The organism is Anatilimnocola aggregata, assembly GCF_007747655.1.
GTDB classification, from domain to species: domain Bacteria; phylum Planctomycetota; class Planctomycetia; order Pirellulales; family Pirellulaceae; genus Anatilimnocola; species Anatilimnocola aggregata.
Window position 1 is genome coordinate 8,409,463 of record NZ_CP036274.1, and the last position, 24,310, is coordinate 8,433,772.

At 58.0% G+C, this 24,310-nt stretch carries 17 protein-coding genes; 10 read left to right on the forward strand and 7 right to left on the reverse strand.

The genetic code is table 11. The features are described from left to right. Positions 1-93: 93 nt before the first annotated feature. Positions 94-2,445 (reverse strand): fused MFS/spermidine synthase, encoded by a 2,352-nt coding sequence (locus ETAA8_RS32055; RefSeq protein ID WP_145098802.1) that lies wholly within the window; start codon positions 2,443-2,445, stop codon positions 94-96. 299 nt (positions 2,446-2,744) lie between these two features. Between ETAA8_RS32055 and ETAA8_RS32060 the strand changes: the two genes are divergently transcribed. From ETAA8_RS32060 to ilvD, 5 genes are all read left to right on the forward strand, one after another. Next, the gene (locus ETAA8_RS32060) at positions 2,745-4,697 is read left to right on the forward strand and encodes an exo-alpha-sialidase (RefSeq protein WP_202921398.1); all 1,953 of its coding nucleotides are present in this window, start codon (positions 2,745-2,747) and stop codon (positions 4,695-4,697) included. Next, a complete protein-coding gene (locus tag ETAA8_RS32065) occupies positions 4,684-6,111 on the forward strand; it encodes an outer membrane protein assembly factor BamB family protein (RefSeq protein WP_145098808.1) in 1,428 nt (475 codons plus the stop codon). Before ETAA8_RS32060 ends, ETAA8_RS32065 begins: the two co-directional genes overlap by 14 nt. A 3-nt stretch (positions 6,112-6,114) precedes the next feature. Further along, a complete protein-coding gene (locus tag ETAA8_RS32070) occupies positions 6,115-7,935 on the forward strand; it encodes a hypothetical protein (protein WP_145098811.1) in 1,821 nt (606 codons plus the stop codon). Between the two features lie 36 nt (positions 7,936-7,971). Then, the gene (locus ETAA8_RS32075; RefSeq protein WP_145098814.1) at positions 7,972-10,059 is read left to right on the forward strand and encodes a transglutaminase domain-containing protein; all 2,088 of its coding nucleotides are present in this window, start codon (positions 7,972-7,974) and stop codon (positions 10,057-10,059) included. Positions 10,060-10,301: 242 nt separating this feature from the next. Beyond that, positions 10,302-11,984: a dihydroxy-acid dehydratase gene (gene ilvD / locus ETAA8_RS32080; protein WP_145098817.1), complete on the forward strand. Its 1,683-nt coding sequence runs from the start codon at positions 10,302-10,304 to the stop codon at positions 11,982-11,984. A gap of 90 nt (positions 11,985-12,074) precedes the next feature. Here the strand turns inward: ilvD and ETAA8_RS32085 are convergent, their stop codons facing one another. The 3 genes from ETAA8_RS32085 to ETAA8_RS32095 all read right to left on the reverse strand — a co-directional run bounded on the left by ETAA8_RS32085 (position 12,075) and on the right by ETAA8_RS32095 (position 15,893). After that, positions 12,075-13,082 (reverse strand): WD40 repeat domain-containing protein, encoded by a 1,008-nt coding sequence (locus ETAA8_RS32085; RefSeq protein WP_202921399.1) that lies wholly within the window; start codon positions 13,080-13,082, stop codon positions 12,075-12,077. 146 nt (positions 13,083-13,228) lie between these two features. After that, positions 13,229-14,713 carry a shikimate dehydrogenase gene (aroE, locus tag ETAA8_RS32090; RefSeq protein WP_145098823.1) on the reverse strand — a complete coding sequence of 495 codons (1,485 nt, stop codon included), beginning with the start codon at positions 14,711-14,713 and terminating at the stop codon, positions 13,229-13,231. A gap of 100 nt (positions 14,714-14,813) precedes the next feature. Beyond that, the gene (locus ETAA8_RS32095) at positions 14,814-15,893 is read right to left on the reverse strand and encodes a class I SAM-dependent methyltransferase (protein ID WP_145098826.1); all 1,080 of its coding nucleotides are present in this window, start codon (positions 15,891-15,893) and stop codon (positions 14,814-14,816) included. A gap of 548 nt (positions 15,894-16,441) precedes the next feature. On the opposite strand from ETAA8_RS32095, the gene ETAA8_RS32100 reads away from it, so the two are divergent. Both ETAA8_RS32100 and ETAA8_RS32105 read left to right on the forward strand, forming a co-directional pair. Next, positions 16,442-18,163: an Hsp70 family protein gene (locus ETAA8_RS32100; protein ID WP_145098829.1), complete on the forward strand. Its 1,722-nt coding sequence runs from the start codon at positions 16,442-16,444 to the stop codon at positions 18,161-18,163. A 112-nt stretch (positions 18,164-18,275) separates the two neighbouring features. Next, positions 18,276-19,865: a sulfatase-like hydrolase/transferase gene (locus tag ETAA8_RS32105; RefSeq protein WP_145098832.1), complete on the forward strand. Its 1,590-nt coding sequence runs from the start codon at positions 18,276-18,278 to the stop codon at positions 19,863-19,865. A 7-nt stretch (positions 19,866-19,872) separates the two neighbouring features. Here ETAA8_RS32105 and ETAA8_RS32110 read toward each other — a convergent pair whose 3' ends face one another. Further along, positions 19,873-20,319, reverse strand: a complete 447-nt coding sequence (locus ETAA8_RS32110; RefSeq protein WP_145098835.1) for a response regulator — start codon at positions 20,317-20,319, stop codon at positions 19,873-19,875. Between the two features lie 204 nt (positions 20,320-20,523). On the opposite strand from ETAA8_RS32110, the gene ETAA8_RS32115 reads away from it, so the two are divergent. Next, positions 20,524-20,910, forward strand: coding sequence for a hypothetical protein (locus ETAA8_RS32115; RefSeq protein ID WP_145098838.1), 387 nt, complete (start codon positions 20,524-20,526; stop codon positions 20,908-20,910). Next, on the forward strand, positions 20,907-21,347 hold the full coding sequence (locus tag ETAA8_RS32120; protein WP_145098840.1) for a hypothetical protein: 441 nt from the start codon (positions 20,907-20,909) through the stop codon (positions 21,345-21,347). The genes ETAA8_RS32115 and ETAA8_RS32120 overlap by 4 nt, the downstream gene beginning before the upstream one ends. A 23-nt stretch (positions 21,348-21,370) precedes the next feature. On the opposite strand, the gene ETAA8_RS32125 is transcribed toward ETAA8_RS32120, so the two are convergent. After that, entirely contained in the window at positions 21,371-22,186 is an 816-nt protein-coding gene (locus ETAA8_RS32125; protein WP_145098843.1) for a fumarylacetoacetate hydrolase family protein, read from the reverse strand. A gap of 186 nt (positions 22,187-22,372) precedes the next feature. Next, positions 22,373-22,873, reverse strand: a complete 501-nt coding sequence (locus ETAA8_RS32130) for a DUF2721 domain-containing protein (RefSeq protein ID WP_145098846.1) — start codon at positions 22,871-22,873, stop codon at positions 22,373-22,375. Between the two features lie 118 nt (positions 22,874-22,991). Between ETAA8_RS32130 and ETAA8_RS32135 the strand changes: the two genes are divergently transcribed. Further along, on the forward strand, positions 22,992-24,305 hold the full coding sequence (locus tag ETAA8_RS32135) for a DUF1501 domain-containing protein (RefSeq protein WP_145098849.1): 1,314 nt from the start codon (positions 22,992-22,994) through the stop codon (positions 24,303-24,305). The last annotated feature ends 5 nt before the right edge of the window (positions 24,306-24,310 follow it).

Sequence of the window (24,310 nt, forward strand, 5' to 3'; positions counted from 1 at the left end):
GAGAGAAGTTCTGTTCCTATGTCGCTTATAGCATCCCGATAAAAGCGGGGTCAAGCGCCCGCCCCTCGCGACACCCCGCAAAAACGTGGTGGTTTACCGCTCGACGGGCGTGGGAGGGGTCGCAGCCGCCGGGGTCTCTGCCTCCTTCGGCTTAGGCTGAAATCGCTCTCGGAGCGAGCGAACCCAGTCGGATTTCAGGATCGGCAGCAGGCTGCTGTGGGTATCGGTCCAGAGGACTTCGTCCTCGCGGGCAATCGCCAACGGCGTCGAAAGATTGGCCACCAGGTCGGCATTCACAAACTGTTCGTTTTGGGTGAGGAGGATCCAGTCGCTGCCGGTGAAAGCGTCGGGCTCGTAAGGACTTTCGTCGGCCGAGACTTGGATCGCGAGCAGGTCATTGCGACGGGCCAGCGCAGCGACCACCGGAGCCAGGTCCAAGTGCTTGTTGCTGATATGCACGGCCAGCACGCCCATGATTTTGCCGTCGGCATCTTTGCGGAGGTGCCGCTTGTAGAGCTCGAGCGACTCGACGGTGAGGAGGTGCGCTGGAATCGCATCGCCACTGAAGGCGTCGAGGATTATTACGTCGTACTTCTGATCTGCTTCTTTTTCCATCCGGATGCGGGCATCGCCGAGAATCACCTCGGTCTTCGCTCCCCGTTCTTCAGCATCGCGACGGAAGGTAAAGAACCGGTCGGAAATGACGATCACCTTGGGATCGATTTCGTAAAAGCGATAAACGTCGCCCTGCTGGGCATGGGCTGCCATGGTGCCAGAACCGAGCCCCACCACGGCCACTCGCATCCCTTGTCCCGCCGTACGCGGGTATTGCAACACGGCGACGCCGGCCCCACTCTCGTTCACGTAGTAGGTAGTGGCTTCCAACCGGCGGATGGGATCGATGAATTGATAGCCGTGCAAAATGCCGCCATGCACGAGTCTGTGGGCAACGGTTTCGTCGTCGACTTCGTGTTTTTTTACTGTCAGTGTGCCGTAGAAGTTACGCATCACCGCTTCGGTCTCCGGCGACAGTGGCTCATAGGTGCTGGTGATGACAAACAACACACCCCCCATGATCATCACTGCGGCAATCCACTGCAGCCATTGCCGCCGTTCGAGCCACGACTCGCGGCCGTCGTTGACTAGGGCGATCCAGGCGACGACATATCCCAGCACAATGCCCAGCGATAATTCAAACTGCATTTTGAAGATGAACGGACAGATCAGTGCGACGAACAGACCACCGAGCGCACCACCGGCGGAGATCATTAAATAGTAGAGCGTTAGGTGCTGAGGCTGCGGCTTCTGCTTCACCAGTTCGCCGTGGCAAAGCATGCAGATGATGAACAGCAGCACGACATATACCAGGGCTTGAAAGGCGAGGTTCGATTCGAACTCGCTGGCCCAACTGTTCGATTGCAGCGTCGCCTGATGGAGCGCGTGCAGTGGCAAGTGCTTGATCGTTTGGAACAGCGATTCGGCTTTGCCCGGGTGCGGCCAATTCCCCCACTCGTCACCTTTCACCAGCACGCAGAGGACGAGAATTCCGATCACACCCAGCGGGCCCCAGAAGCGGCGCTGATACCAGAATTCGCTATCGAAGCAGAGGATGAAGGAGATTAAGTACAAGCTGAGCGGAACGATCCACATGAACGGGACGACCGCGATGTCCTGGCACAAGTGATTGGTCGTTGCCAGCAGCAGCATCGAGGCGAGCGCGGGGAGCGATATCCAGATGAGTAAGCTGCTGGTGGCTGGGGGGGCATCTCCCTTTCCATCTGCTGATTCGGCAGCATTTGCCGGTGAATCGGCCGTTGATGTGCTTTCTGGTTCCGGCGGCAATCGATTGATCATCCAGGCCAGCGAGCCAGCCAGCAAGGCGAAGCCGATGAACGCACCGGACCACATCAGCCCTTGATGATTGACCGCGAAGATCGGCTCGAAAACAACCGGGTAAGTCAGTAGGGCCAGGAGCGAACCGATATTTGAGAGTGCATACAGGCGGTAGGGCGAAGCTCCCGGATATGCGCGGCTGAACCAGGCTTGCACCAGCGGCCCGCTCGATGAGAGCAGGAAGTACGGCAGGCCCACCTTCACCAGCAGCAGCACCAGAATTCGCAGGGCCGGCAGCGAGCCGTCGTTAGGCTTCCAGAACTCTGTTGGCGTGATCGGTAGCGTCAATACCGACAGGACCAACAGCACGCCGTGGACGATTCCCTGCCGTCCCGGCGACACATAACGAATCAGGGCGTGAGCGTAGGCATATCCGCCGAGCAGTACGAGTTGGAAGAAAAGTACGCACGTCGTCCAGACAGCTGGGCTGCCACCGAACCACGGCAGAATCGTCTTGCTGATGACGGGTTGAACCTGAAACAGCAGAAACGCGCTCACCAGAATCGTCACTGCCGCCCACCAGCCAATTGCAGGGTTGCGGGCGGTAGTCATTGGGCGAATCCTTGGCGGGTCAGCGGGGGCGCATGTCAGAGCCATCAGCCTATCGGATATTCCCGGGGGCAGACCACTGGCTCGATCCAAATCATTCAGGCTAGATAGCAAACGTCCAGCAACCCTGGGCAAGAATAGGGCGAGAAAGCTGGCCGAGTTGCCACCGGTGCCCGAAGATGCGTGCCATGACGGTTGTGGCGGCAGAATGCTTCGTGCTCTTTTCGGCGCAAGTAGTGATTTTGCCCGCGCGAGCCAGTACACTGCCCGCTACCACGACTTTCCCGCCCAGGATCCCCGCCATGCGCAAGCTGATTGTTTTGTCTTGGAGTTTGCTGATTCTTTCGGCCGCAGCAGTCGCTCAAGAGACCGATCGCAACAGCCCGGTGCCACTCCCTGCTGACGTGCAGGAGAAGTGCCTACGCGTGCTACGGGCTGGCCTTGCCAGTGATGAATTTTGGCCGGCCATGCATTCCGCCGAGGCACTCACACTGGCCGGCAAAGGCGAGGAAGTTCGCGCCGCTCTCAAGCCTCGATTGCCCAAAGAAGAGGATGATCAAAAACGCTGCGGACTGGCCCGCGAAATTGCCCGTACCGGCGATCGCAGCACTCTCGGTGCTATGTGGAAGATCCTGGCCGACGAAAAATCGAACGGTCGCGTTCATGCCGCCGAAAGTTTGTACAAAGTCGCTGAACTGGGCGACGGGAAGGTGATGCGCAGCGCCTTCGCAAACAGTGATAATCCCAAACTGCAAATGATGGCCGCCGCTGCCTTGGCTCGCGGAGGTAGCCCTGCTGCCTATCAACTGCTCCGCGAACGGCTGCACGATCCCGATCGGGATATCCGCAAGATCTGTGGCTGGGTCTTGGGCCTGCTCGGCGACCAGCGCGACATTGCTCCGCTGCAGAAAGTGCTCGCGGCCGAAACCGATCCGCTGGCAAAAGCCTATTTCGTCAATGGACTCGCCTGCTTGCGCGACCCCGGCGGCCGTGCGGCAATCATCAAAAATCTCTCCGACAACGATCCCGCGATTCGAACCTACTCGGCCGACTTCGCCGGCTATGCCCGCGCTGTCGAAGCCCAGCCCCGTTTGATTGAAATGCTCGACGACACGACCCTCGATGTGCGCGTTCGTGCAGCCCAGTCGCTCATTGCGTTTTCGTTGCCGCCAGCTGCTTTGAAAGTGCCGATCGCGGTCGTTTCGGACGACATCAAGGTTGATGTCTATCAAGCGACGAAAGGCAAGCCGCGCTATAGCGAAGGCTCGATCATTCCGCTGCAGGACGATTCACTGCTTTACGCAACGACCGAATTCGTCGGCGGCGGAGCCGATCACACCTCGGCGACCATCGTGGGCCGGGTATCGAACGATGGCGGTCGCACCTGGGGCGAACAACGGACCCTGCAAGAGAACATCGGCAAGCAAAACGTGATGTCCGTCACGCTCCGTCGCTTGCCAGGCGAAGATCACCAACCCAGCGACCTGCTCGGCATGTTTGTGCTGGTGAAAAACAGTTCTGCGGACTTGTTTCCGATCCTGCGTATTTCGAACAACGACGGAAGTACGTTTGGGGAACCGATCCGCGTTACCTCGGAACAGCAGCCCGGCTATCACGTTATGAATAACGACCGGGTCACGATTACTTCCAAAGGACGCATGATTTGTCCCATCGCCACAACGGAAGATGTCTTCAAGAAAAGTGGGAGCCATTTCACCTGCTTCTGTCAACTCTCTGACGACGGCGGCAAGACGTGGCGACCGAGCGCGGATCGTGTCGATCAGCCCAAACGGGGCGCGATGGAACCCGAGGTGGTCGAACTTGCCGACGGCAAACTGCTGATGATTGTTCGCACTCAACTCGGCTACATCGGCACCAGCACTTCCACCGACGGTGGCGACCATTGGTCGGAACCCGCGAAGTTGTCGGTCCCCGCTCCCGAAGCTCCCGCGACCATTCGCACCATTCCCTCGACGGGAGATTTACTGCTGGTGTGGAATAACAACTTCGTCGCCGGTCAAGGTCACGGCGGCAAGCGCACGCCGCTATCGACGGCCATTTCGAGCGATGGTGGCAAGACCTGGACGAACACGCGCAATCTCGAATCCGATTCCGACCAGGGATTTGCCTATACTAGCGTGCTGTTTCACAAAGATCGCGTGCTGCTCAGTTATTATGTCGGCAAGATTGGCGCGGGGCCCCTGTCCTCACGCTTTCGTTCGTTGCCAGTGAGGTGGTTGTATGAGAAGCCTTAGTTTGTTGCTCGTTTCTCTGCTCTGCGCGACGGTCGCGACTGCCGAAGATTGGCCGCAGTTTCGCGGCGTCAACAGCAGCGGAGTATCAACGGCCGCTAAGCCGCTGCCGACGACGTTCTCGACAACCGAGAACCAACTTTGGTCCGCCAAGCTGGGTGATGGCATCGGGTCGCCAATCATCGTCGACGGCAAGTTGTACGTCACCGGCATGACTGGCGACCAAAAGCTCGGTGTCTTCTCGCTCGATGCCGTCACTGGCAAAGAGTTGTGGAAGCGCGAGTTCGACACTGGTAAGTTGCCGCGAATCACGCCGCCGAACAGCCACGCTTCGTCAACGCCAGCCTGCGATGGCAAACGAGTCTACGTTCACTTCAGCACGCTGGGCCTCTTCGCCCTCGATGCGGCGACCGGGGCCGATATCTGGAAGTATCCATTGCCCCTCCCGGCTTATCTCATGGACTGGGGTTCAGGAGCTTCGCCGATCGTTTATCAAGATTTGGTCATCTTCAATCAGGACGACGATCTTGCCTCCGCCCTCTTTGCCATCGACGCCAGCACCGGCAAGCTTCGCTGGAAAACCGACCGTTCCGAGATGCTGGCTGGCTATGCGGTCCCGGTAATCTGCCAGGCTGGTGGACGGGCCGATCTGGTTGTGGCTGGCAGCGGCAAATTGAAGGGATACGATCCGGCGACCGGCAAAGAGTTGTGGACCTGCAATACGCTGCTGCGGACGATCATGACGTCGCCCGTCGTACGCAATGACAAAATCTATATCGCCGTGCAAAGCTACGGCGACGAAACCCGCACGCTGAAGTACGCCCTGCTCGAATGGCTCGATACGAATCAAGACGGCCAGCTGGCCCGCAATGAAGTGCCGAAGGAGTTCCAAGAACGCTTCGACAAATCGGATAAGGATAAGAGCGGCCACCTCAACGGCGGTGAGCTCGATACCGCGTTTCAATCGGCCGAAAATCAGTCCGGTGGTGGCAACACCATTCAAGCGGTTCGTGGTGGCGGCACCGGCGACGTGACCGAAACGCACGTCGTCTTCAATTTGCACAACCGCTCCCCCTCGAATCTCTGTTCGCCCCTGGTCGTCGGCGAGCAGATTCTCGTCGTCAAGAAAGGTGGCCTCACCAGCTCGTTCGATGCGGAGACCGGCACCACGCATTGGGAACTGTCGCGCATTCGCAACATTGGCGACTATTACGGCTCGCCTGTCGCCGGCGACGGCAAAATCTATGTTCCCGGCGAGAACGGCTTTATTGTCGTCCTCGAACAAGGACCCAAGCTCAAGATTCTGAGCAAGAACGATATTGGCGAATCATGCCTCGCCACTCCTGCCATCGCCGATGGCCGGCTCTACATTCGCGGCCGCAATTCGCTCTTTTGTTTTGCTGCGGAAGGGAAGTAATCGATGCGCACGTTCCGGCACCTGCTACTGATTGGACTTGCCCTTTGCTTTGCTAGTTTTGCGGCAGCTGAGCAGAAAATCGAAGTCATCGTCGGCGAGTTGGCTCCTCCCTTGGAGCAGCAAGCAGCGGAGGAAGTTGCGGCTGGCCTCCGCCGAATCTACCAAGCTGACGTATCTGTTCTGCCCAAGCCAACCGGCAAATTACCGGTCATATTTGTCGGCAGCCCGGCTACGAATAAGTCACTCGAGTTCTTCGTCAAGAGTTGGCCCAAGCTGAACGCGCAAGGTCACCTTGTCAAAAGCACAACCTTTCGCGAACAGCCAGCCTTGGTGATCGGCGGCGACAACCCGCGAACAACTTACTGGGCAGCTGCCGAATATCTGCATGCGCTGGGGGTGCGCTCGCTGCTTTACGGCGATCTCGACCCCATCGCCCCGCCCGAGTTCAGTCTGGCTGGCTTCGATCTCAAACTGGAGCCGCCGCAGTCCTCCTGTCGCGGCTGGCAGCTGGGCGGCAATTCGCCATTCAGTTCCCTCAGCTGGGGAAAAAGCGACCTGCAACAGCTGATTGGTCAACTCGCGAAGTTGAAGTTCAACAAGATCATTTTTGACGTTCATCCGAATCAGCCGTTTGTTTCGGTGGACGTTGATGGTGTCCATCAGACCAAGGCTCAACTATGGGACGCTCCGCCACTGTCCGTAAGTGGCGACACGGCGGGCCGGGCAGCGTTTAAGGGAGCGAAGACTTTCGAGAATCCGGATTTTACCGGGAAAGAAAAGTACGAAGATCAATTGGCCGCCGGTAAAGCGCTGCTGCAAACCGTGATTGAGACAGCTCATCTGTATGGAATGACGGTTGGCTTGCGGAGCGATCGGGCACCAGCCCCCGCAGAATTCGCGCAGGCCTATCAGACCGCTTATCCTCAGCTCGACCAGATTTATCAAGGAATCGACAACCGGTTTTTCCCGAGAATGCGCGGCCCGAACATACAGCAGTCGGAGCAGGAAGCGCTGCGCGACTTGGGCGGCAGCATCCGCCAGCTCACGGACGACGCCAATAAAATTACGGTGGTAGCAAGCGACAAAGGGGCAACCTTCCTTCGGCTGAATGGTGATCCAGGCGGAATCCTCCCGCAGTTTTCCCCTGCCAGTTTGGCCGGTGCCTTGCAGAACCTTCCGCACTTGCGCACGGTGGGATTCATCGCCGAAAGCCCGGCCGTTGGCGACTTGGACTTTGCCGCGTATTTTCTCTCGCGCCAGGCCAGCAACGAAAATTTGACTTTGGCGGAAGCTTGCGAACAGTTGCTGACACCCGTCTGCGGCGAGGAAGTTCACACGCGGGTCACGACGGCGATGCAACTCGTGGAGCTTGCCGCCCTGAGCATCGATTTGAATGATCCTCAGTTCGCGATCGTCGAGCCCCAAATGATGCTGAAGCAGTACCAGTCAGCTGAGCCCGCCCCAGCCTGGTGGGGCAAAGTTCGCGAGTCCTATCTGAATGCCATGAACGAAATGTATCGGGCGAATACACGGGCCCGCGAAGGGAGCCGTTCATACACGCTGCATCTGGCGCGGCGTTATGAGTTCGGTTTCGAATACATGAACTGCGTGCAAGCGGTTCGTGCAGCGGGGCTGGCGAAGAAAAAGGGTGACAAGGAGATGCAAATCGCCGAACTCGAAAAGGCGATCGACTCGATTAACGGTGCCTGCAACGCGCTGGCGGCCGTCGCCCGCAACAATAGCGACCGCGGTACCATCGCGGTACTTAATGCCTACGTCTATCGCCCGCTGGTGAAAGAACTCGAAGCCGCGGATGCAGAGTAGTTATTTGATATTCCTCCCTCGCCTGAAGCCAAGATCATGAAGCTCTCTGCTGCGGTCGTTCTGACTCTCGTCTCACTAGCTTGCACGACCAACGTCCGCGCAGATGAAATCACTCTCACTGCCAAAGAAATGTTCAGCCGAGCAACTCCTCTCAATCTGAGGCTCTCAGCGGATGGCGAAGCGATTGGGCGGCTAACTGGTGAGTTGATCGAAACTGATGGAAATGCAGCCGGATATTCGTACAAACCCAACGAAGAAGTGCTGGCCGATGGAATCGTGATTGAAAAGGAATTGCGTGTCCGACTGACAATTCACAACAAGGCATTAGTCCAAGTTGCACCAACGGATGTTCGGCCATCTCGCGCGTATCTCCTTGTCGGGCATACGGGCAAATCTATGTCAGCAGAGATCAACGGTCAACAAGTTCCCTTGGGCGAACCTGCCAAGGCTGGTAACTACTGGAAGCGGTTCGAAGTGCCAGTCTCTGCCTTGAAAGACGGACTCAATAGCATCAAGCTGCGTGGAGACGGCAAGATCTGGATTGCCCGTAATGACGATCACGCTGCCGACGACGTATGGAAGCAGTTTGTTGAGCCGTCCAGCTTTAAGTTCAGCAGCGGCGGATCGCCAAGATCAACCAAGCTGGGAAAGAACAACGACATCGAGGGCGAATACTACGTTCGCCTTTACCTCGAAGGGACCGCGCATGTTTCGTCGGGACTTTTCCTGCTGCCGATGCTGGACGCAGCCAACTTGGCCGGGAAGCCGACGGCATCTCCGAATGCAAAGGTGAAGAGCATCCGTATCAAAGTTACAGGCGATTGGGGCGGCCTCGGATCGCCAGCAATCATCCTCAGGGCACCGCCGCAGACAGGACATAGTAAGGAGTTCGAGTTTCGAGCAGACGAGTCCGAAATGAATCTTTTGGCAACATCAAGTAAGCCGTTACCGCAGTACTTTCGAATCCAGTTGCAAATGCCGTCTGCCGATGCGACTCATCATCCTCAACTCAAGTCCATCACCATCGCGACCGAAATCGAAGCCGCAGGCAACTGGAGCGATAAGCTGACGCTCGCCGCGGCCCATAATCCTGAGTTGCCCGAGTCATTGCTGCCAGTGGCGCCGCATGAGTTTCAATTCGAACGCCTCGATCATCCCCGCCTTCAGCAGTTGCGAAAGGAATACCAACTCGACGAAGTCGTGAAGGGCTGCACGACCGATTTGCAGCGGATGGAAAAGCTGGCGGCGTGGAGTTCGCAGCTATGGGCGAAGGGGCACTTGAGCGAGATTTATCCCAAGTGGGACGCGCTGGAGATTTTGAAGAATCACAGCGATGGCACGCCAATCGGCGGGTTTTGTCAGCAGTACAACATCGTGTTTTTGCAGGCCTGCGAAAGCTTGGGAATGGTCGGCCGCTGCGTATCGATCGGGGCCGGCGATCACGGGCTGAAGATTCGTAGCGGGCACGAGGTCGTTGAAATCTGGTCAAACGAGTTGAGTAAGTGGATTTATGTCGATGGTCAGGCTGCGTGGTACCTGGTCGACAAAGAAACTCGCGAGCCTCTCGATCTGCTCGAACTACGTGCTCGGCAGGTCGCCCATTTTCAAGAGAAGCCTTATCGAGCAGCCGAGGTCGTCGTTCTGGCCAAGAGCCCGTACGAGTGGAAGGGCTTTGGCGAGTTCCCCGCGTTCACCGAACTTCGCATGATTCCGCACACGCAGTTCCTCGATGGCAAGTTGCCCATGCCGCTCAACCAAGGCATGCGAGGCTGGTTCTGGACGGGACATCGCGTGTGGACCGACGACCTGTATCCTGCCTCGGTCCTCTATTCCCATCGCATCACGAGTCCCCGCGATTGGAACTTCCCCATCAATCAAACGCACCTCTGGCTAGAGCAGAAAGAGAAGCCCGGCGAAGTGGATGTGCGGCTGACGCACAATATGCCCAGCTTTGAACACTTCGTGGTGCAGATCGATGGCGAGGCTGAGCGGTCGCTAAAGGGCAACGACCTGACCTGGTCGCTCAAGCCCGGCGAGAATCGCGTACAGGTGCGGGCCGTGAATAAGCTCGGCATCGCTGGCCCGCCCAGTTGGATCAAGGTGGCGTTTAAACCTGGAAGTTAGTTTTTTGTTGGCTGTGGGAGAGGTATTTGCCAAGCGGCCGCGCGAACCAAAGCTGATTGCTCCTTGTCACCCTTGTTTGCAGGTCGCCTGGCACCAGCCACAACCTGCCCTGGAAACATCGGCGCGGTCGGTCTACCATCAGAGGCTTCCCAAAATCGGGGAAATCTCCGGTCGCTGACGCTTCCGGCTCAGAATACGCTTTTCGATTCAAATACCTACCCCCTAATCCGCACCAGCCAGTCATGAGCAGCCCGCTTAACAAGATCAGCAGTCGCATCACGCAGCCCAAGAGCCAGGGAGCGTCGCAAGCGATGCTCTACGGCACCGGCATGACCCCCGAGGATATGAACAAGGCTCAGGTCGGCATCGGGGCGGTCTGGTACGAAGGGAATACCTGCAACATGCACCTGCACGAACTGGGCGGGCAGGTGAAGAAGGGTGTGCAAGCGGTCGGGCTGGTCGGCATGCAGTTCAACACCATCGGTGTCAGCGACGGCATCTCGATGGGGACCGAAGGGATGAGCTATTCGCTGCAGTCACGCGACCTCATCGCCGACAGCATGGAAACAATCATGGGCGCGCAGTGGTACGACGCACTGATCGCCATTCCGGGTTGCGATAAGAACATGCCGGGCTGCCTCATGGCGATGGGTCGGCTGAATCGCCCGTCGCTCATGGTCTATGGTGGCACCATTCGCGCGGGTTGCACTCCCCGCCATCCCAAGCTCGACGTGGTCTCGGCCTTCCAAGCGTATGGTGAATACATCAGCGGTCGCATCACCGAGGAAGAGCGGGCCGATATCATCCGCTGCAGCATTCCCGGCGCCGGCGCTTGCGGCGGTATGTACACGGCGAACACCATGTCGAGCGCTATCGAAGCCCTCGGCATGTCTCTGCCTTACAGCTCTTCAATCCCCGCTGTTGATCCGCTCAAAGCGGCCGAATGCCAGGCTGCAGGCAAAGCCATTTTGAAGCTGCTGGAAATGGATTTGAAGCCGCGCGACATCATGACCCGTGCTGCCTTCGAAAATGCCATGGTCGTTATCATGGCCACCGGTGGTTCCACGAATGCCGTGCTCCACCTGATTGCGATGGCCCGCGCGGTCGACGTGCCACTGACGATTGACGACTTCCAAACGGTCAGCGATCGCATTCCGTTCATCGCCGACCTGAAGCCCAGCGGTAAGTACGTAATGGAAGACCTGCATCACGTCGGCGGTACCCCCGGCCTGATGAAGTACCTGCTCGGCAAAGGCCTGCTCAACGGCGATTGCATGACGGTGACCGGCAAGACCATCGCCGAGAACCTAAAAGACCTGCCTGGCCTGGCCGAAGGTCAGCGCGTAATCGTGCAGGTCGAAACGCCGATCAAGGCGAGTGGCCACATTCAGATTCTTCGCGGCAATCTGGCCCCCGAAGGTTCCGTCGCCAAGATCACCGGCAAAGAAGGGATGGTCTTCACCGGACCAGCGCTCGTCTATGACAGTGAAGAAGACATGCTGCACGGGCTGGAGAAAAAAGAGATCACTGGTGGCGAAGTGATCGTCATTCGTTACGAAGGTCCGCAAGGTGGACCGGGCATGCCCGAAATGCTCACACCTACCAGTGCCATCATGGGCGCGGGGCTCGGCGACAAGGTGGCGCTGATGACCGACGGCCGCTTCTCGGGCGGTTCGCACGGCTTCATCATCGGCCACGTCACGCCTGAAGCTCAGCTGGGCGGACCCATCGCGCTCATCAAGAGTGGCGACATTGTCACGATCGATGCCAACAAGAAGCGGATCGACGTAGCCATCAGCGACGCCGAGATGACCGCTCGCAAAAAGGCCTGGAAAGCTCCGCCCTTCAAGGCCACCCGCGGCACGCTCTACAAGTACATCAAGAACGTGAAGACCGCCAGCGAAGGCTGCGTGACGGACGAGTAGGGGAAATGCAGAATCGAGAATGCAGAGCGCAGAATGAAAACAAAGCGCTTATGCATTTGTCCTGTATTCATTCTGCATTCTGCCTTGGAATCACTTCTTCGTTTCGGCGGCCGCTGGAGCCGGAAACACTTCCGAGCGATCAGCTGTTTTGAAAAGCCGCAGTTCGCTGTGGCCGCCGACGGCGAGCAGGGTGCCGTCAGGTGAGAAGGCGACGGCCCAGGCGGTGCTCTTGCCGGGGATTGAGTGGGCTTCTTTCTTTTCTTTCAGATCCCAGAGTTTGCAGCTCTTGTCGTGGCTGCAACTGGCAAGGGTGTTGCCGTCGGGCGAGAACGCGAGCGAAGTAATCCAGTCCTTGTGACCCTCGAGCGCAAATTGCTCTTTCCCTTCCTTGTCGCGAATCTTGATCTTGCGATCGGCACCCGCCGTCGCCAGTTGGTTCCCATCAGCTGACCAGGCGAGGGCCCAGACGGCGTCGTCGTGGCCATCTAGCTTGGCTTTTTCTTTTCCTTCGGCCGCATCCCAAAGCTTTGTGGCTTTGTCGGTCGATGCGCTGGCAAGTGTACCGTCGGGGGCGAAGGCCAGGGCATAGACGGCCTGCTCGTGGGCCTTGAACGATTTCACTTCCTTCGCGCCGTCGACTTCCCAAAGGACAACGGTCCCATCTTCGCCACCGGTGGCAAAGCGCTTTTCATCTTTGGTTAGTGCGATTGCACGGACCCAGCCTTTATGCTTATCGAGTGTGGTCTTCGGCTTTTTGGCGTCGACATCCCAGACGATTACCTTGCCGTCGTAGCCGGTCGTAATCAGCGTTTTGCCATCGTTCGACGCAGCCACAGCCCAGACGTTGGTGGGATGTCCTTCCAGCGAAGAGACCGACGCGCCGCTCGTCGCATCCCAGATTTTCACATCGCCTGGGCGATACTGCAGACTCTCGCCGCCGACGGTGACCAGCTGCTTACCACCATTGATGAACGATAGCGAAGTAATCCAGCGGGAATTTTTGCCAATGCTCGCGGGCTCTTGAGCAGGCGCAGTTGGAATCAAGAGGCTGCCGATTACGGTTACCAAGAGAGTAGTCAAAACCAGGTTGCGCGTCATGACGTGCTCCACAGAAGATTTACGGGGAAGTCGCTCGTAGCTGCAGCAGCATGATAACCGGAAACCGGATGACATTGCAGATTGGGGATTGCTGATTGCGAATTGAAATCGGCAACTCTATCAGCAATTAGCAATTCCCAGATGCCTTATGTCTTCGCCGCACTGATCGCACGGCGAACAACCTGCCGCATGAGTTCGAGCGGCGCTTTTTGGCCGGTGAAGAGTTGGAATTGCAGGGCGGCCTGACCGACGAACATCTCGATGCCGGTGATGGTGTGGGAGCCTGTTTCGCGGGCTTGCTTGATGAGCAGCGTTTGTTCGGGATTGTAGACGGTGTCGAAGATCGTCATGTCGTGCAGCAAATGACGATGGTCGTAAGGGGTTTCGTCGACCGATGGATGCATGCCGACAGGAGTGCCGTTGACGATCAGGATTGGGCGCACAGTATGCCGCGCATTCCACGACACTGCCCGCGCGCCGAACATCGTGGCCAGCTCTTCTGCTTTGGAATCGGTACGGGAAGCAATCACCACATCGGCTCCGCGCCGCCGCAGGCCATACACGAGTGCTCGTGAGACGCCGCCGGCACCCAGCACGAGGACTGTCTTGCCATCGAGCGCGCGATTATTTTCATCGCTTCCCAAGGCCTGGTCGATGCCCGCCATCGCAGCCTGGTAGTCGGTGTTGAAACCCTTCATGCCGTCGGGCTTAAAGACGACGGTGTTGCAGGCACCGATGCGCTGCGTGGCTTCATCGCACTTGCTGATGTGCTTGATGATTTCTTCTTTGTGCGGAATCGTAACGCTCAGCCCCTTCACGCCCAGTTCGGGGCAATCAGCCAGGAACGAGCCCAGCTGATCGCTCGAAACGCGAAAGGGGAGATAGACTTTGTTCATCTTCGCCTGGGCGAAGCCGGCGTTATGAATCAGCGGGCTCAGGCTCTGGGCAACCGGATCGGCAACGACGCCGTAGAATTCGGTTTCGGCATTGATCTGGTCGTAGTGATAGACCTCTTTCATTTGCTGAAAGCTCAGCTGGCCAGGAGCGAGTGCCCGCTCGGCCTGAAAGGTCGCATAGGTGAACGGCGCGCCAAATCGCTTGGCAAGTACGCGCGAGGGCGTACCGACTTCGCCCATGCCAATGGCGACAGTGGGAACTTTGCTATCGCGACAAAGCCGCAGCAGCCGCAGGTTATCGTGCGGGTGATTCACCATGGTGGCGATCTTCACCACATCGGGATCGTGCTTGGCCAGTCGCGCGTGCAGCCCCTCGAGATCTTCCGGGGTCTCTTGAAAATCGTGATAGCTGATGATCCGCTTGGTCTTGCCGAAGCGGGGAATCTTGGCGGCGACATCTTCTTCCAGGTCGACATAATCGCAGCCGGCGACGATGGCTTGCCGCAGTAGCAATTGCCGTTGCTCTTCGCTGCGCGCCCATTTACCACCGTCGCGTTCGCGGCGACACGTGATGACCACCGGGCAGGGTCGCTCGGGAAGTAGCCGATTCAGGTTCACGGCGCTCTGCACATAGTCGAGCCGCAGCTCGACCAGCTGGGCCCCCTGTTCAGCCAAGTGCTTGTGCTCGGCAATCAAATAGCGATGGCGACCGCGACCGATACTAACGCAAATCATGTGCTGGAATCACAACTGACGAGACGAGAGAAGAGACAATCCACCCGGTGTAAGTGTAGCATGCGAAATATCTTTCATCAGGGCGGGAAAAATCGCGAAATCAGCGCTCGGCGAAGTACCAAAAGTTCATCGGGTCGTGCGCCAAGGTTTCGACCCGCACCCGGCCGAGTCCCGCTTCGCCCAGCATTTGCAGGGCAAGTTCTTTACCCCACATGGCCCCCAGTCCGGGCCCATTCATCGCCAGCGAAACCGACATGCAGTGCATGCACGAGATGGTGTAGAGAAACGGGCCGACCGGATGACTGCAATCGGTGTGAACGTGCCCAGTGCCAGAAATATCCTGCATGAGGAACAGCCCTTCTGGCCGCAACGCCCGGGCGATGTTGCCGAGCACGGCCGCGGGACGAGCCTGGTCGTGAATGGCATCGAAGGCGGTGACCAAGTCGAATTGCTCTACAGCAGTCATCGCAGCAGCGTCTTGCACGCGGAAAGTGATGTTCGTCAGTCCACGCCGCCTGGCTTCGGCACGGGCGGTGGAGATTGCTTCTTCGGAGAAATCTTCGCCCACAAACCGACTGTGAGGAAACTTCTCGGCCAGGTGCATCATCGCCCGCCCACTGCCGCAGCCGATATCGAGCACGTCGATTCCCATGGTCAAACGCTCACTAAGGCCCGGTGCCAGGGGCAGAATTTGCTCGACCAGACCAGAGACCACACTCTGCTGACTCTCTTCAGCCATCACCTGGTGAAAGCGCGGATAAGAAGAGTAGGGAACCCCTTGGCCATGCTGGAAGGCCGCGACAATCTCGTCTTCGACGATTCCCAAAATCGCCACGAACTGCGTCGAGACGGCCAGGTTATTCGGGCTCGCCGCCCGAGTGAGCCAGGCTGCATGTTCGGCAGGGAGCCGATGCGTCTTATCCTGTTCGCGATACTCCACGATTCCGCCGGTGACCATTGCCCCCAGCCATTCTCGCACATATCGCTCATTCAGCCCGGCGGCCTCCGCCAACTGATGGCTGGTGACCCACTCCAGCCCTGCGAGAGTATCGAATAACTTCGTCCGATGCCCGATCGAGATCATCAGCGCAAGCCCCGCGTGATTGATCACCTCCAGCATCTTCCCCGCAAACACATCCGCTTTGTTCTGATCTAACTGCTGACCAATCGACGTACACATGTCTTGCCTGCACCTTGTTCTGTTCCGGCGATGGGCGCACAACTAGCGCCGCAAAGGTAGCTAAGCGCAGTTGGTGGTGAAATGTTACAAGCAGCGGAGCGTGTCTGACTCAATTCTGTCGATTTCTTCCGCCACCTGGAACAGTGCCCGACGGAGTCGAACAGGCGAGATCTCGTCGCCCAAATTCATCCTATCTGTTCAACCTTCACCCTCATTGTTGAACACCAATCGCTCGGAAACCCGAGAGTTACGCAGGTCACTGTTCAACTATTGACCCGATAGTTGAACACCCCCCGCTTTAGTGGCTTGCGCGTCAAACTAACATTCCGAGATCGTTTGTTTTCGATGCTGATACCAGTCCACTACCAGAATGCGGCGGTCGTTGTTCAATTTGCCCGTAGTTGATAGATTAGACTTGCTAGGATGTTCGTTTGTTTAGGTACCTGCAGCAGAAGGTTCCGGCGGTCAGCATCCGCTGATCGGGTTAGGCCGGTTCGTGGTGGCGGCCGCGAAGACGACGCCCAGTGCCGCGGAATCCAGAGGATCTAATGAGTCGCCCGAAGAAAAAGCACCCCGCCGTCGGCATCGACCTGGGGACGACGTTCTCTGTGATTTCGATGCTCGATGACCTGGGCCGTCCCACCACGCTCAGCAATAGCGAAGGGGACAAGATCACGCCCAGCGTGGTGTTCTTCGAAGGCGAGAACATCGTCGTGGGCAAAGAGGCCGCCAAGGCTTTGGCCACCGATGCCGAACTGGTGGCCGAATGTGCCAAGCGCGACCTGGGAAATCGCTTCTATCACAGGCTGATCGCCGGCCGGCATTATCCGCCCGAGGCGATGCAAGCGTGGGTGCTCAACAAGCTGCGGCTCGATGCCGTTCAGCAGATTGGCAACTTCAGCAAGGCCGTCGTCACCGTCCCGGCTTACTTCGACGAAGTCCGCCGCAAGGCCACGCAAGATGCGGGCTATATCGCCGGCCTCGAAGTGATCGACATCATTAACGAGCCAACCGCAGCCGCCGTGGCGTTTGGTTTTCAACAAGGGTTCATGAATCCCGATCGACCCGACCAGGAACGGAAGAAGATTCTGGTCTATGACCTGGGTGGCGGTACGTTCGACGTGACGGTAATGGAAATTGGTGGGCGCGAGTTCAATGCACTGGCCACCGACGGCGACGTACAACTCGGTGGTAAAGACTGGGATCAGCGAATTGTCGACTTCGTGGCCGAAGAGTTCATTCGCAAGTTCGGCATCGACCCGCGCGAAGATCCTAACGTGCTCGGTCGACTGGGGCGCGATTGCGAAGATGCGAAGCGAACCCTCTCGGCACGACAGAAGGCGAACATCGCTTGCGACTTCCAAGGCAAAGCCATGCGGCTGGAATTGACGCGGCAGACCTTTCAAGAGATTACGCAAGACTTGCTCGACAGGACCGCGTTCACGACGCGCCAAACGTTGCAAGCCGCGGGCCTGGGCTGGGAAGACATCGACCGCGTGTTGCTCGTCGGCGGCAGCAGCCGCATGCCCGCCGTCGTGCAAAAACTGAAGGAACTGAGTGGCAAAGAGCCCGACTGCAGCGTGTCGCCCGATGAGGCGATTGCTCACGGCGCTGCCCTGCACGCCGGCATCTTACTGGCCTATCACGATGGCAAGTCGCCTTCGTTCCATATTCGCAACGTCAACTCGCACAGCTTGGGTGTGGTGGCCATGGATGCCAAAACCAAGCGACCGCGGAATGCCATTCTCATTCCCCGCAACACGCCGCTGCCAGTGGTGGCCCGCCGCATCTTTAAGACGCAACGGGCCGCACAGAAGTCGATCCTGGTGCAAATAGTCGAAGGGGAAAGCCTGTCGCCCGACGACTGCTCACCGCTGGGCAAATGCTCGGTGCGTGACCTGCCCGTGAACCTTCCTGCGCAGACACCGATTGAAGTCCGCTTTCGCTACGAAGAAAACGGTCGTTTGACCGTGCTCGTCGGCGTCGAAGGAACCGGCAATAAACTGCGGCACGACCTGACTCGCGAAAACACGCTCACGCAGGAACAGCTCGATAGCTGGCGGAAGTATGTGTCTAGTCTCGATCCGGCTGCTGAGCCCGAGCCGGCGAATCTCTCGGGTGAAGCACTGCAAGTACAGCCGCAGGCCAAGCAGATCGCCGAGACGATCGATCTCAGCGAAGCTGACGAGAAAGTGACCGACAAGACCAGTTCCGCCGAGCGTCAGCCCGATGACAACTCGGCCTCTGGAATTCGCAAACGCTGGTCTTAGTAGGGCACTTCGGCCCGATGTGCCCAGAAGTGTGGATGCGACCTACTTCGCAGCACTTGATTGCATCTCGGCGCGCGATCGCTAAGCTACAGCAAACCCTGGGAGCCTGGCGATGAATGGTTACGCGCGTTTCGTCCCTTGTCTTTGCTTCTCGATCTTCTGCGGCGTCGCGCTGATTGGCACGAATCTGCTGCGCGCCGCAGAGCCCCCAGAAGAACCCATTGGCAAGCGGCGGCCGCCGAATATCCTGCTGATCTATACCGACGATCAATCGTACAAAACGGTGGGCTGCTACCCCGAGTCGTTCTCGTGGGTGCGCACTCCGCACATCGATAAGCTGGCCGCGAGCGGCATTCGCTTTTCGGGTTGTTACATCGGCTCGTGGTGCATGCCTTCGCGCGCGACCATGCTGACTGGTCGCCTGCCGCACGGCATCGAATCGATGCGAATGGAAGGGGCTTATCCCGGCGCGACTTACGATCCGCAGCAGACGCCCTTCTGGCCCAAGGTGTTTCGCGAGCGCGGCTATCAGACGGCCCAGATTGGCAAATGGCACACGGGCGTCGATGCGGGCTTTGGTCGCGACTGGGACTATCAGATTGTTTGGAACCGGCCAAAGTACACGGAGAATGCCGGTAACTACTACGAAGATCAGACGTTGGAGTTCAATGGCGAGAAGCGCCAGACCGCTGGATACTCGACCGACAATTACACGAAGTGGGCCTGCGACTACATTCGGGGCGACATTCGCGCGGCAGACAAGCCGTGGTACCTGTGGCTCTGCTATGGCGGCGTGCATGGGCCGTCGCATCCAGCCAAACGACACAAAGGTCAATACAAAGCAGCGGAAGTAAAGCAGCCCGCCGATATCTTCCCGCCAAGGCCGGGCAAGCCCGCCTATTTGGAGAAGACACAAGCTTGGGCCAAGGGACCGAACGGCCAGGCCGTGATGGGCAAGAGCGGTGAGAAGTTCGGCGACGAGAGCAAAAAGAACGCCAAGACGCACGCCGCCTGGGTGCAGCAAGTGAACGAGTGTGTGCTGTCGCTCGACGAAGGGGTCGGACAGGTGATCGACGCGCTGCGCGAATCGGGGCAACTCGAGAATACACTCGTCGTCTTCACCGCCGACCAAGGTTTCTCGATGGGCGAGCATGGCTTTCGTACCAAGCTGGCGCCTTACGACGCCAACTATCGTTCGCCACTCATCATCAGCCAGCCGGGCACAATTCCCGCGGGCAAGTCTTGCGAGCAACCGATCGGTGGACAGGACTTAGTCGTGACGTTTTTTCAACAGGCAGGAATGCAACTGCCGTGGAAGATGCATGGCCGCGACCTCTCGCCGCTGTTGAAGGATCCGCAGACCAAAGAGTGGAATCATCCGGTCCTGTACGAACACATGGGACACGACTTCGGCAGCGATACGACGAAAGTCCTCTCGACCGGTGGCGATGCCACGCACAGCAACGTGCCTTGGTACGTTGCCCTGCGCAGCGGCAAGTTGAAGTACGTCCGCACGCTGAAAGCGGGCGAGACCGAAGAGTTGTACGATCTGGCCACTGATCCGGAAGAACTGACGAACGTCATTGGCAGCGACAAGTATCAAACGCAGTTGAGCGAACTGCGCACACTAATGACGGCCGAGCTCAAGCGAACCGAAGCAGGGTTCATCGAGCACATGCCCAAGACGGCCAGCGGAAAGTAAGCAGCAATTACTTTCCCTGCTGACGGTTTTCCATTTCGTCGATGTAGCGGCGGAGGCGTTCCAGCTCATCGACGACGTCTTTGTGCTTGAGCATGAACTCGACACGTTTAAGAAGCTCAGTCTTATTGACCGGCTTCGAAACGAAGTCGTCGGTGCCCGCCTTCACTGCCCGCTCGATATCGCCGGCCTCGTTTAGGGCCGTGACCATCAGGATCATGATCTTCTTGGTCGCGCTATCGGCCCGCAGCTTGGCACAGACTTCAAACCCGTTGAGCTTGGGCATCATCACGTCGAGCAGGATCAAGTCGGGATTGAACGACTTGACCTTGGCGAGAGTGTCTTGGCCATCGACGGCGATTTCGGTATCGCAGTCGTAGGTGGCCAGATAGGCTTCCAGGAGTTCGCGGTTGGCCTGATTGTCGTCGGCAATCAGGATTCGACTTTTAGCTGGCATGACACCGCTGATCTATGGGGACTGTGAGACTTCGGGGAGTGACTTCGAGGACCGGTACTTCGCTGGGCAAGCCATCATTCTAGTGCGTGGCTTGCTGGGCGAAAACGGCCCCCAGCCCGCTCGATCGACATTGATGCCCCGGCGGAGGGTGACGCAAGATAGGTTGGTCGACCGATTCGACGCGTAGTTTAGCGAGACCAAGAGATGATTCAGCCAAGTCCAATCGAAACTACTCTGGCAAGTTCCGAACAATTGCGATTCCGCGTGCAACGACTGGAAGAGGAAGTTTCCGAGTTGAAAGAAAGAGGCAGCGGGCGAAATGAGTACATTTATCGCCTTGCCGACATCTTCACAATTGTCCAAGCGACCGAACTGGTTCGGAAGTTCACTGAGGAACTAATTCCAGGGAAAGTGACTGTCGATATCTACACTTTTCCCGACTACGGCGATCAACGAATCCAAATCCAAGTGGATGTCAGTGGCACTGTCGACGAAATCGTAAACTATAGCGAACTTTGGCAGCGAGGGATTACTAAAATCGTCCCCGAGCACTCTCTTTTCTTCGTGCTCATGATTAATCCAGACGAATGAACCCGCGCGACTTTTTAAGCTTAGCTGGCCGCCTGGCAACGGACACCGTCGAGGCCTCGCAGCGCACGGCAATCAGCCGAGCCAATTATGCGGCCTTTCATCAATCGAGAACCCTCGTTGAAGCATGTGGATTCAAGTTTGCAAACTCAGGCGAATGCCACACGAAACTTCCGTATTGCCTACAAGCATCCAACGACACTGAACAGATCGTAGTCGCGCAAAAACTGGATAGCCTGCGACGTGCCCGCAACGACGCAGACTACAACCTGACGACGGCAAGGTTTCTCCCGCCCGCGTCCGTCACTCGTTTTGTGCAGACGGCTCATGAAATCTCCGTTGCAGTGCAAGCTGCCCAATCTCGCCTTCTGACCTTCCGCCCGCTGGTTCGCCAATACGCGGCCAGCGTGCTGAAGAAAGTGCTGGAAGGGGATGAGTGAAAATACTGGCAACTGCCGCTGAGCTAAACCGCTTCGTCAACGACGGGGTTCGTCAGCTGGCCGATTTTCTCGATCTCGACCGTGATACTATCGCCATGTTTGAGGAAGACCTTGGGATCGCGAGCCACGCCGACACCGTGGGGAGTGCCAGTCATGATGACGGTGCCAGGCAATAGCGTGGTGCTGCCGCTGAGGAACTCGATGAGTGTCGGCACATCGAAAATCATGTCGTTGGTGCTCCAGTCCTGCATCGTCTCGCCATTGAGGATGGTCTTGATGTTAAGTGCGTTCGGATTGGGGATTTCGTCCTTCAGCACCAGCACCGGCCCGAGGGGGGCGAAGGTATCGAAGGTTTTGCCGCGGCACCATTGCGAGCCGCCGAAGTCTTTTTGCCAATCGCGGGCACTCACGTCGTTGCCGCAGGTATAGCCAAGCACATAGTCGAGTGCGTTGGCCTTTGCGACGTTCTTGCACTGCTTGCCAATGATCACGGCCAGTTCGCATTCGTAATCGACCTGCGTGCTCAGCAGTTTTTTGGGCAGGACGATTGGATCGCCCGGGTTTTGCACCGCACCCGGCGACTTCATAAAGAGCACCGGGAACTTCGGAATTGGTGCCTTCCCCTCTTCGGCATGCTTGCGGTAGTTGAGGCCGATGCAGAGGATGGCTCGCGGATCGACCGGAGCCAGCAGCTTGGCAACGTCGGCAACCTTATCCGTCACGCGATACTCGCCGTAAATATCTCCCTCAATCAGCAAGTCCTTCGTGCTACCCCCGGCCGTTTGGCGGGAAGCATAGTGAACAGCACCTTGCGAGTCGGCGAAGCGAATAATTTTCATGTTGGTAGAGTTGGGAGAAAGGATTTGGCAGAGTGATATTCCGACTTTACTTAGCCCGACGCGTCGGCGAGGGAGAAGCGTGAACCAATATCGACTGGCGCTTCTCGCTCGCTGACGCGTCGGGTTACGCGCAGCAGAAGGATGCGAAAACGGATTGTACTAAAGTCGCGCTGCGTTCACAGGCTGTTACAACCGCGACTTCCGCTTGGCCAACAGTTGCTTGATGAAGCGCATTTCGACCTGCGTGCTGAGGACGGCGAGCGTCGCTTCGCGCAGCAGTTGCAACACGCTAAAGAGAAACGCGATTGCGCCCGTGAAACCTGTGAGTAGCGGGATCCAACCCGCATCGCCGCGAAACAGAATCAACACGCCAATCAGCAGGCTAGTCATCACCAGCAGCGACATCGAGGTATAGAGCCCCGCGAGCGCCGACCGGAGCAGATACATCCGCTGCGAAAGATAGTCGAGCTGCTCCAAAATGAAGTCGTGCTGGGCCTTTTCGGCCGGGGTTTCTTCCTGGCCCGTTAACTTGTCGAGCCGCTGGGCATCTTGCAGCAGCCCGCGCGTCCGGTCGACCACTCGCCCCAGTCGATTGGAGGTCGACAGCACCACCGAACCGGCCGCTGCCATCAGCACCGCAGGACTGATCATCGCAGCGAGGATTTCGATAGCGTTGATATTGGGCAAGGGGCACTTGGCGGCAAAAACGGGGGGCGAAATTCGCGAACAGATGTTATCATGAAGGCTGGCCGCCTGATCGAAAAGGCGGCTTCGCCAGCCAACTACCTCGTCCAGGTTCTCTCCGATGCCCGTAAATCTCAATCGTCGTCAAGCCTTGGCCGCTGGTGCCCTCACCGCGGGCGCGTTGGCTGCTTCGTCGTTCGGTTCGTCACGACCGCTCTTTGCCAACGAAGGGGCCGCGATCAAGTTGCCCAAGGGCAAGGCCGAGCATTGCATCTTTCTGTGGCTTGGTGGCGGCGCGGGACAAATCGATACCTGGGATCCGAAAGCGCAGGGCGACCCCACGGCCAAGAAGGCCGGCAGCATGTACAAGGCCATCGATACTGCTGTGGCCGGCACGCAGGTGTGCGAATTTCTGTCACGCTCTGCGACCGTGCTCGACCGGATGAACATCGTCCGTTCGGTGCATCACGAAGTGATCGACGAACATGCTGCCGCGACCAATCGCGTGCACACGGGCCGCCCAACCGCGGGGACGGTCGTCTATCCGTCGATTGGCTCCATCGTCGCGCACGAGCGCGGTGCCGCTGGCGAAGGTGTGCCCGCGTATGTGCTGATCGGCTATCCGAACGTCACCCGCGGCCCAGGCTTCTTGGGAGCGAAGCACAGCTATATCTATTTGACCGATACCAAGAGCGGACCCGTCGGCCTGTCTCGTCCGCCAGAGATTACTTCCGAGCGACAAGCCCGACGCGAGAAGCTGCTGGCCGAAGTTCGGCAGCATTACTCGGCGGCTAAGACCGACGAAACAATCAAAAACTACGATGCCACCATCGAGGAAATGCTCAAGCTGGCGGGACCGAATTTCGGCAAGGTGTTCGCACTGGAAAACGAGGCCGATACGCTGCGAAATCGCTACGGCGGCGAGTTCGGTCAACGCTGCTTGCTCGCGCGACGCCTCTGTCAGTCGGGCGTGCGGTTCGTCGAAGTTTCTCACAATCTCAACTTTCTCAACGGCACCGGGTGGGACGTTCATAACGACGGCATGCTCAAGCAGCATGACCTGATTACCGAACTCGATCACGCCTTGGCGACTCTCGTCGAAGATCTCGAACAGCAGAAGATGCTCGACAAGACGCTGATCGTCGTAGCCACCGAATTTGGTCGTCCGGCCGGCTTCGATGGAGGCGGTGGTCGCGGCCATCACAGCAAGAGCTACAGCATGGTTCTCGCTGGCGGTGGTTTGAAAAACGGCCTCACCATCGGCAGCACCGACGAACTGGCAATGAAGATTGTCGATCGTCCGGTTTCGATTCCCGATTTTCACGCGACGATCTGCTGGTCGCTGGGGATCGATCCGCACAAAGAACTCTATGCGGGCGACCGTCCCGTGCCTATCACCGATGGCGGCCATCCCATCGCGGAATTGTTTGCCTAGAGTCT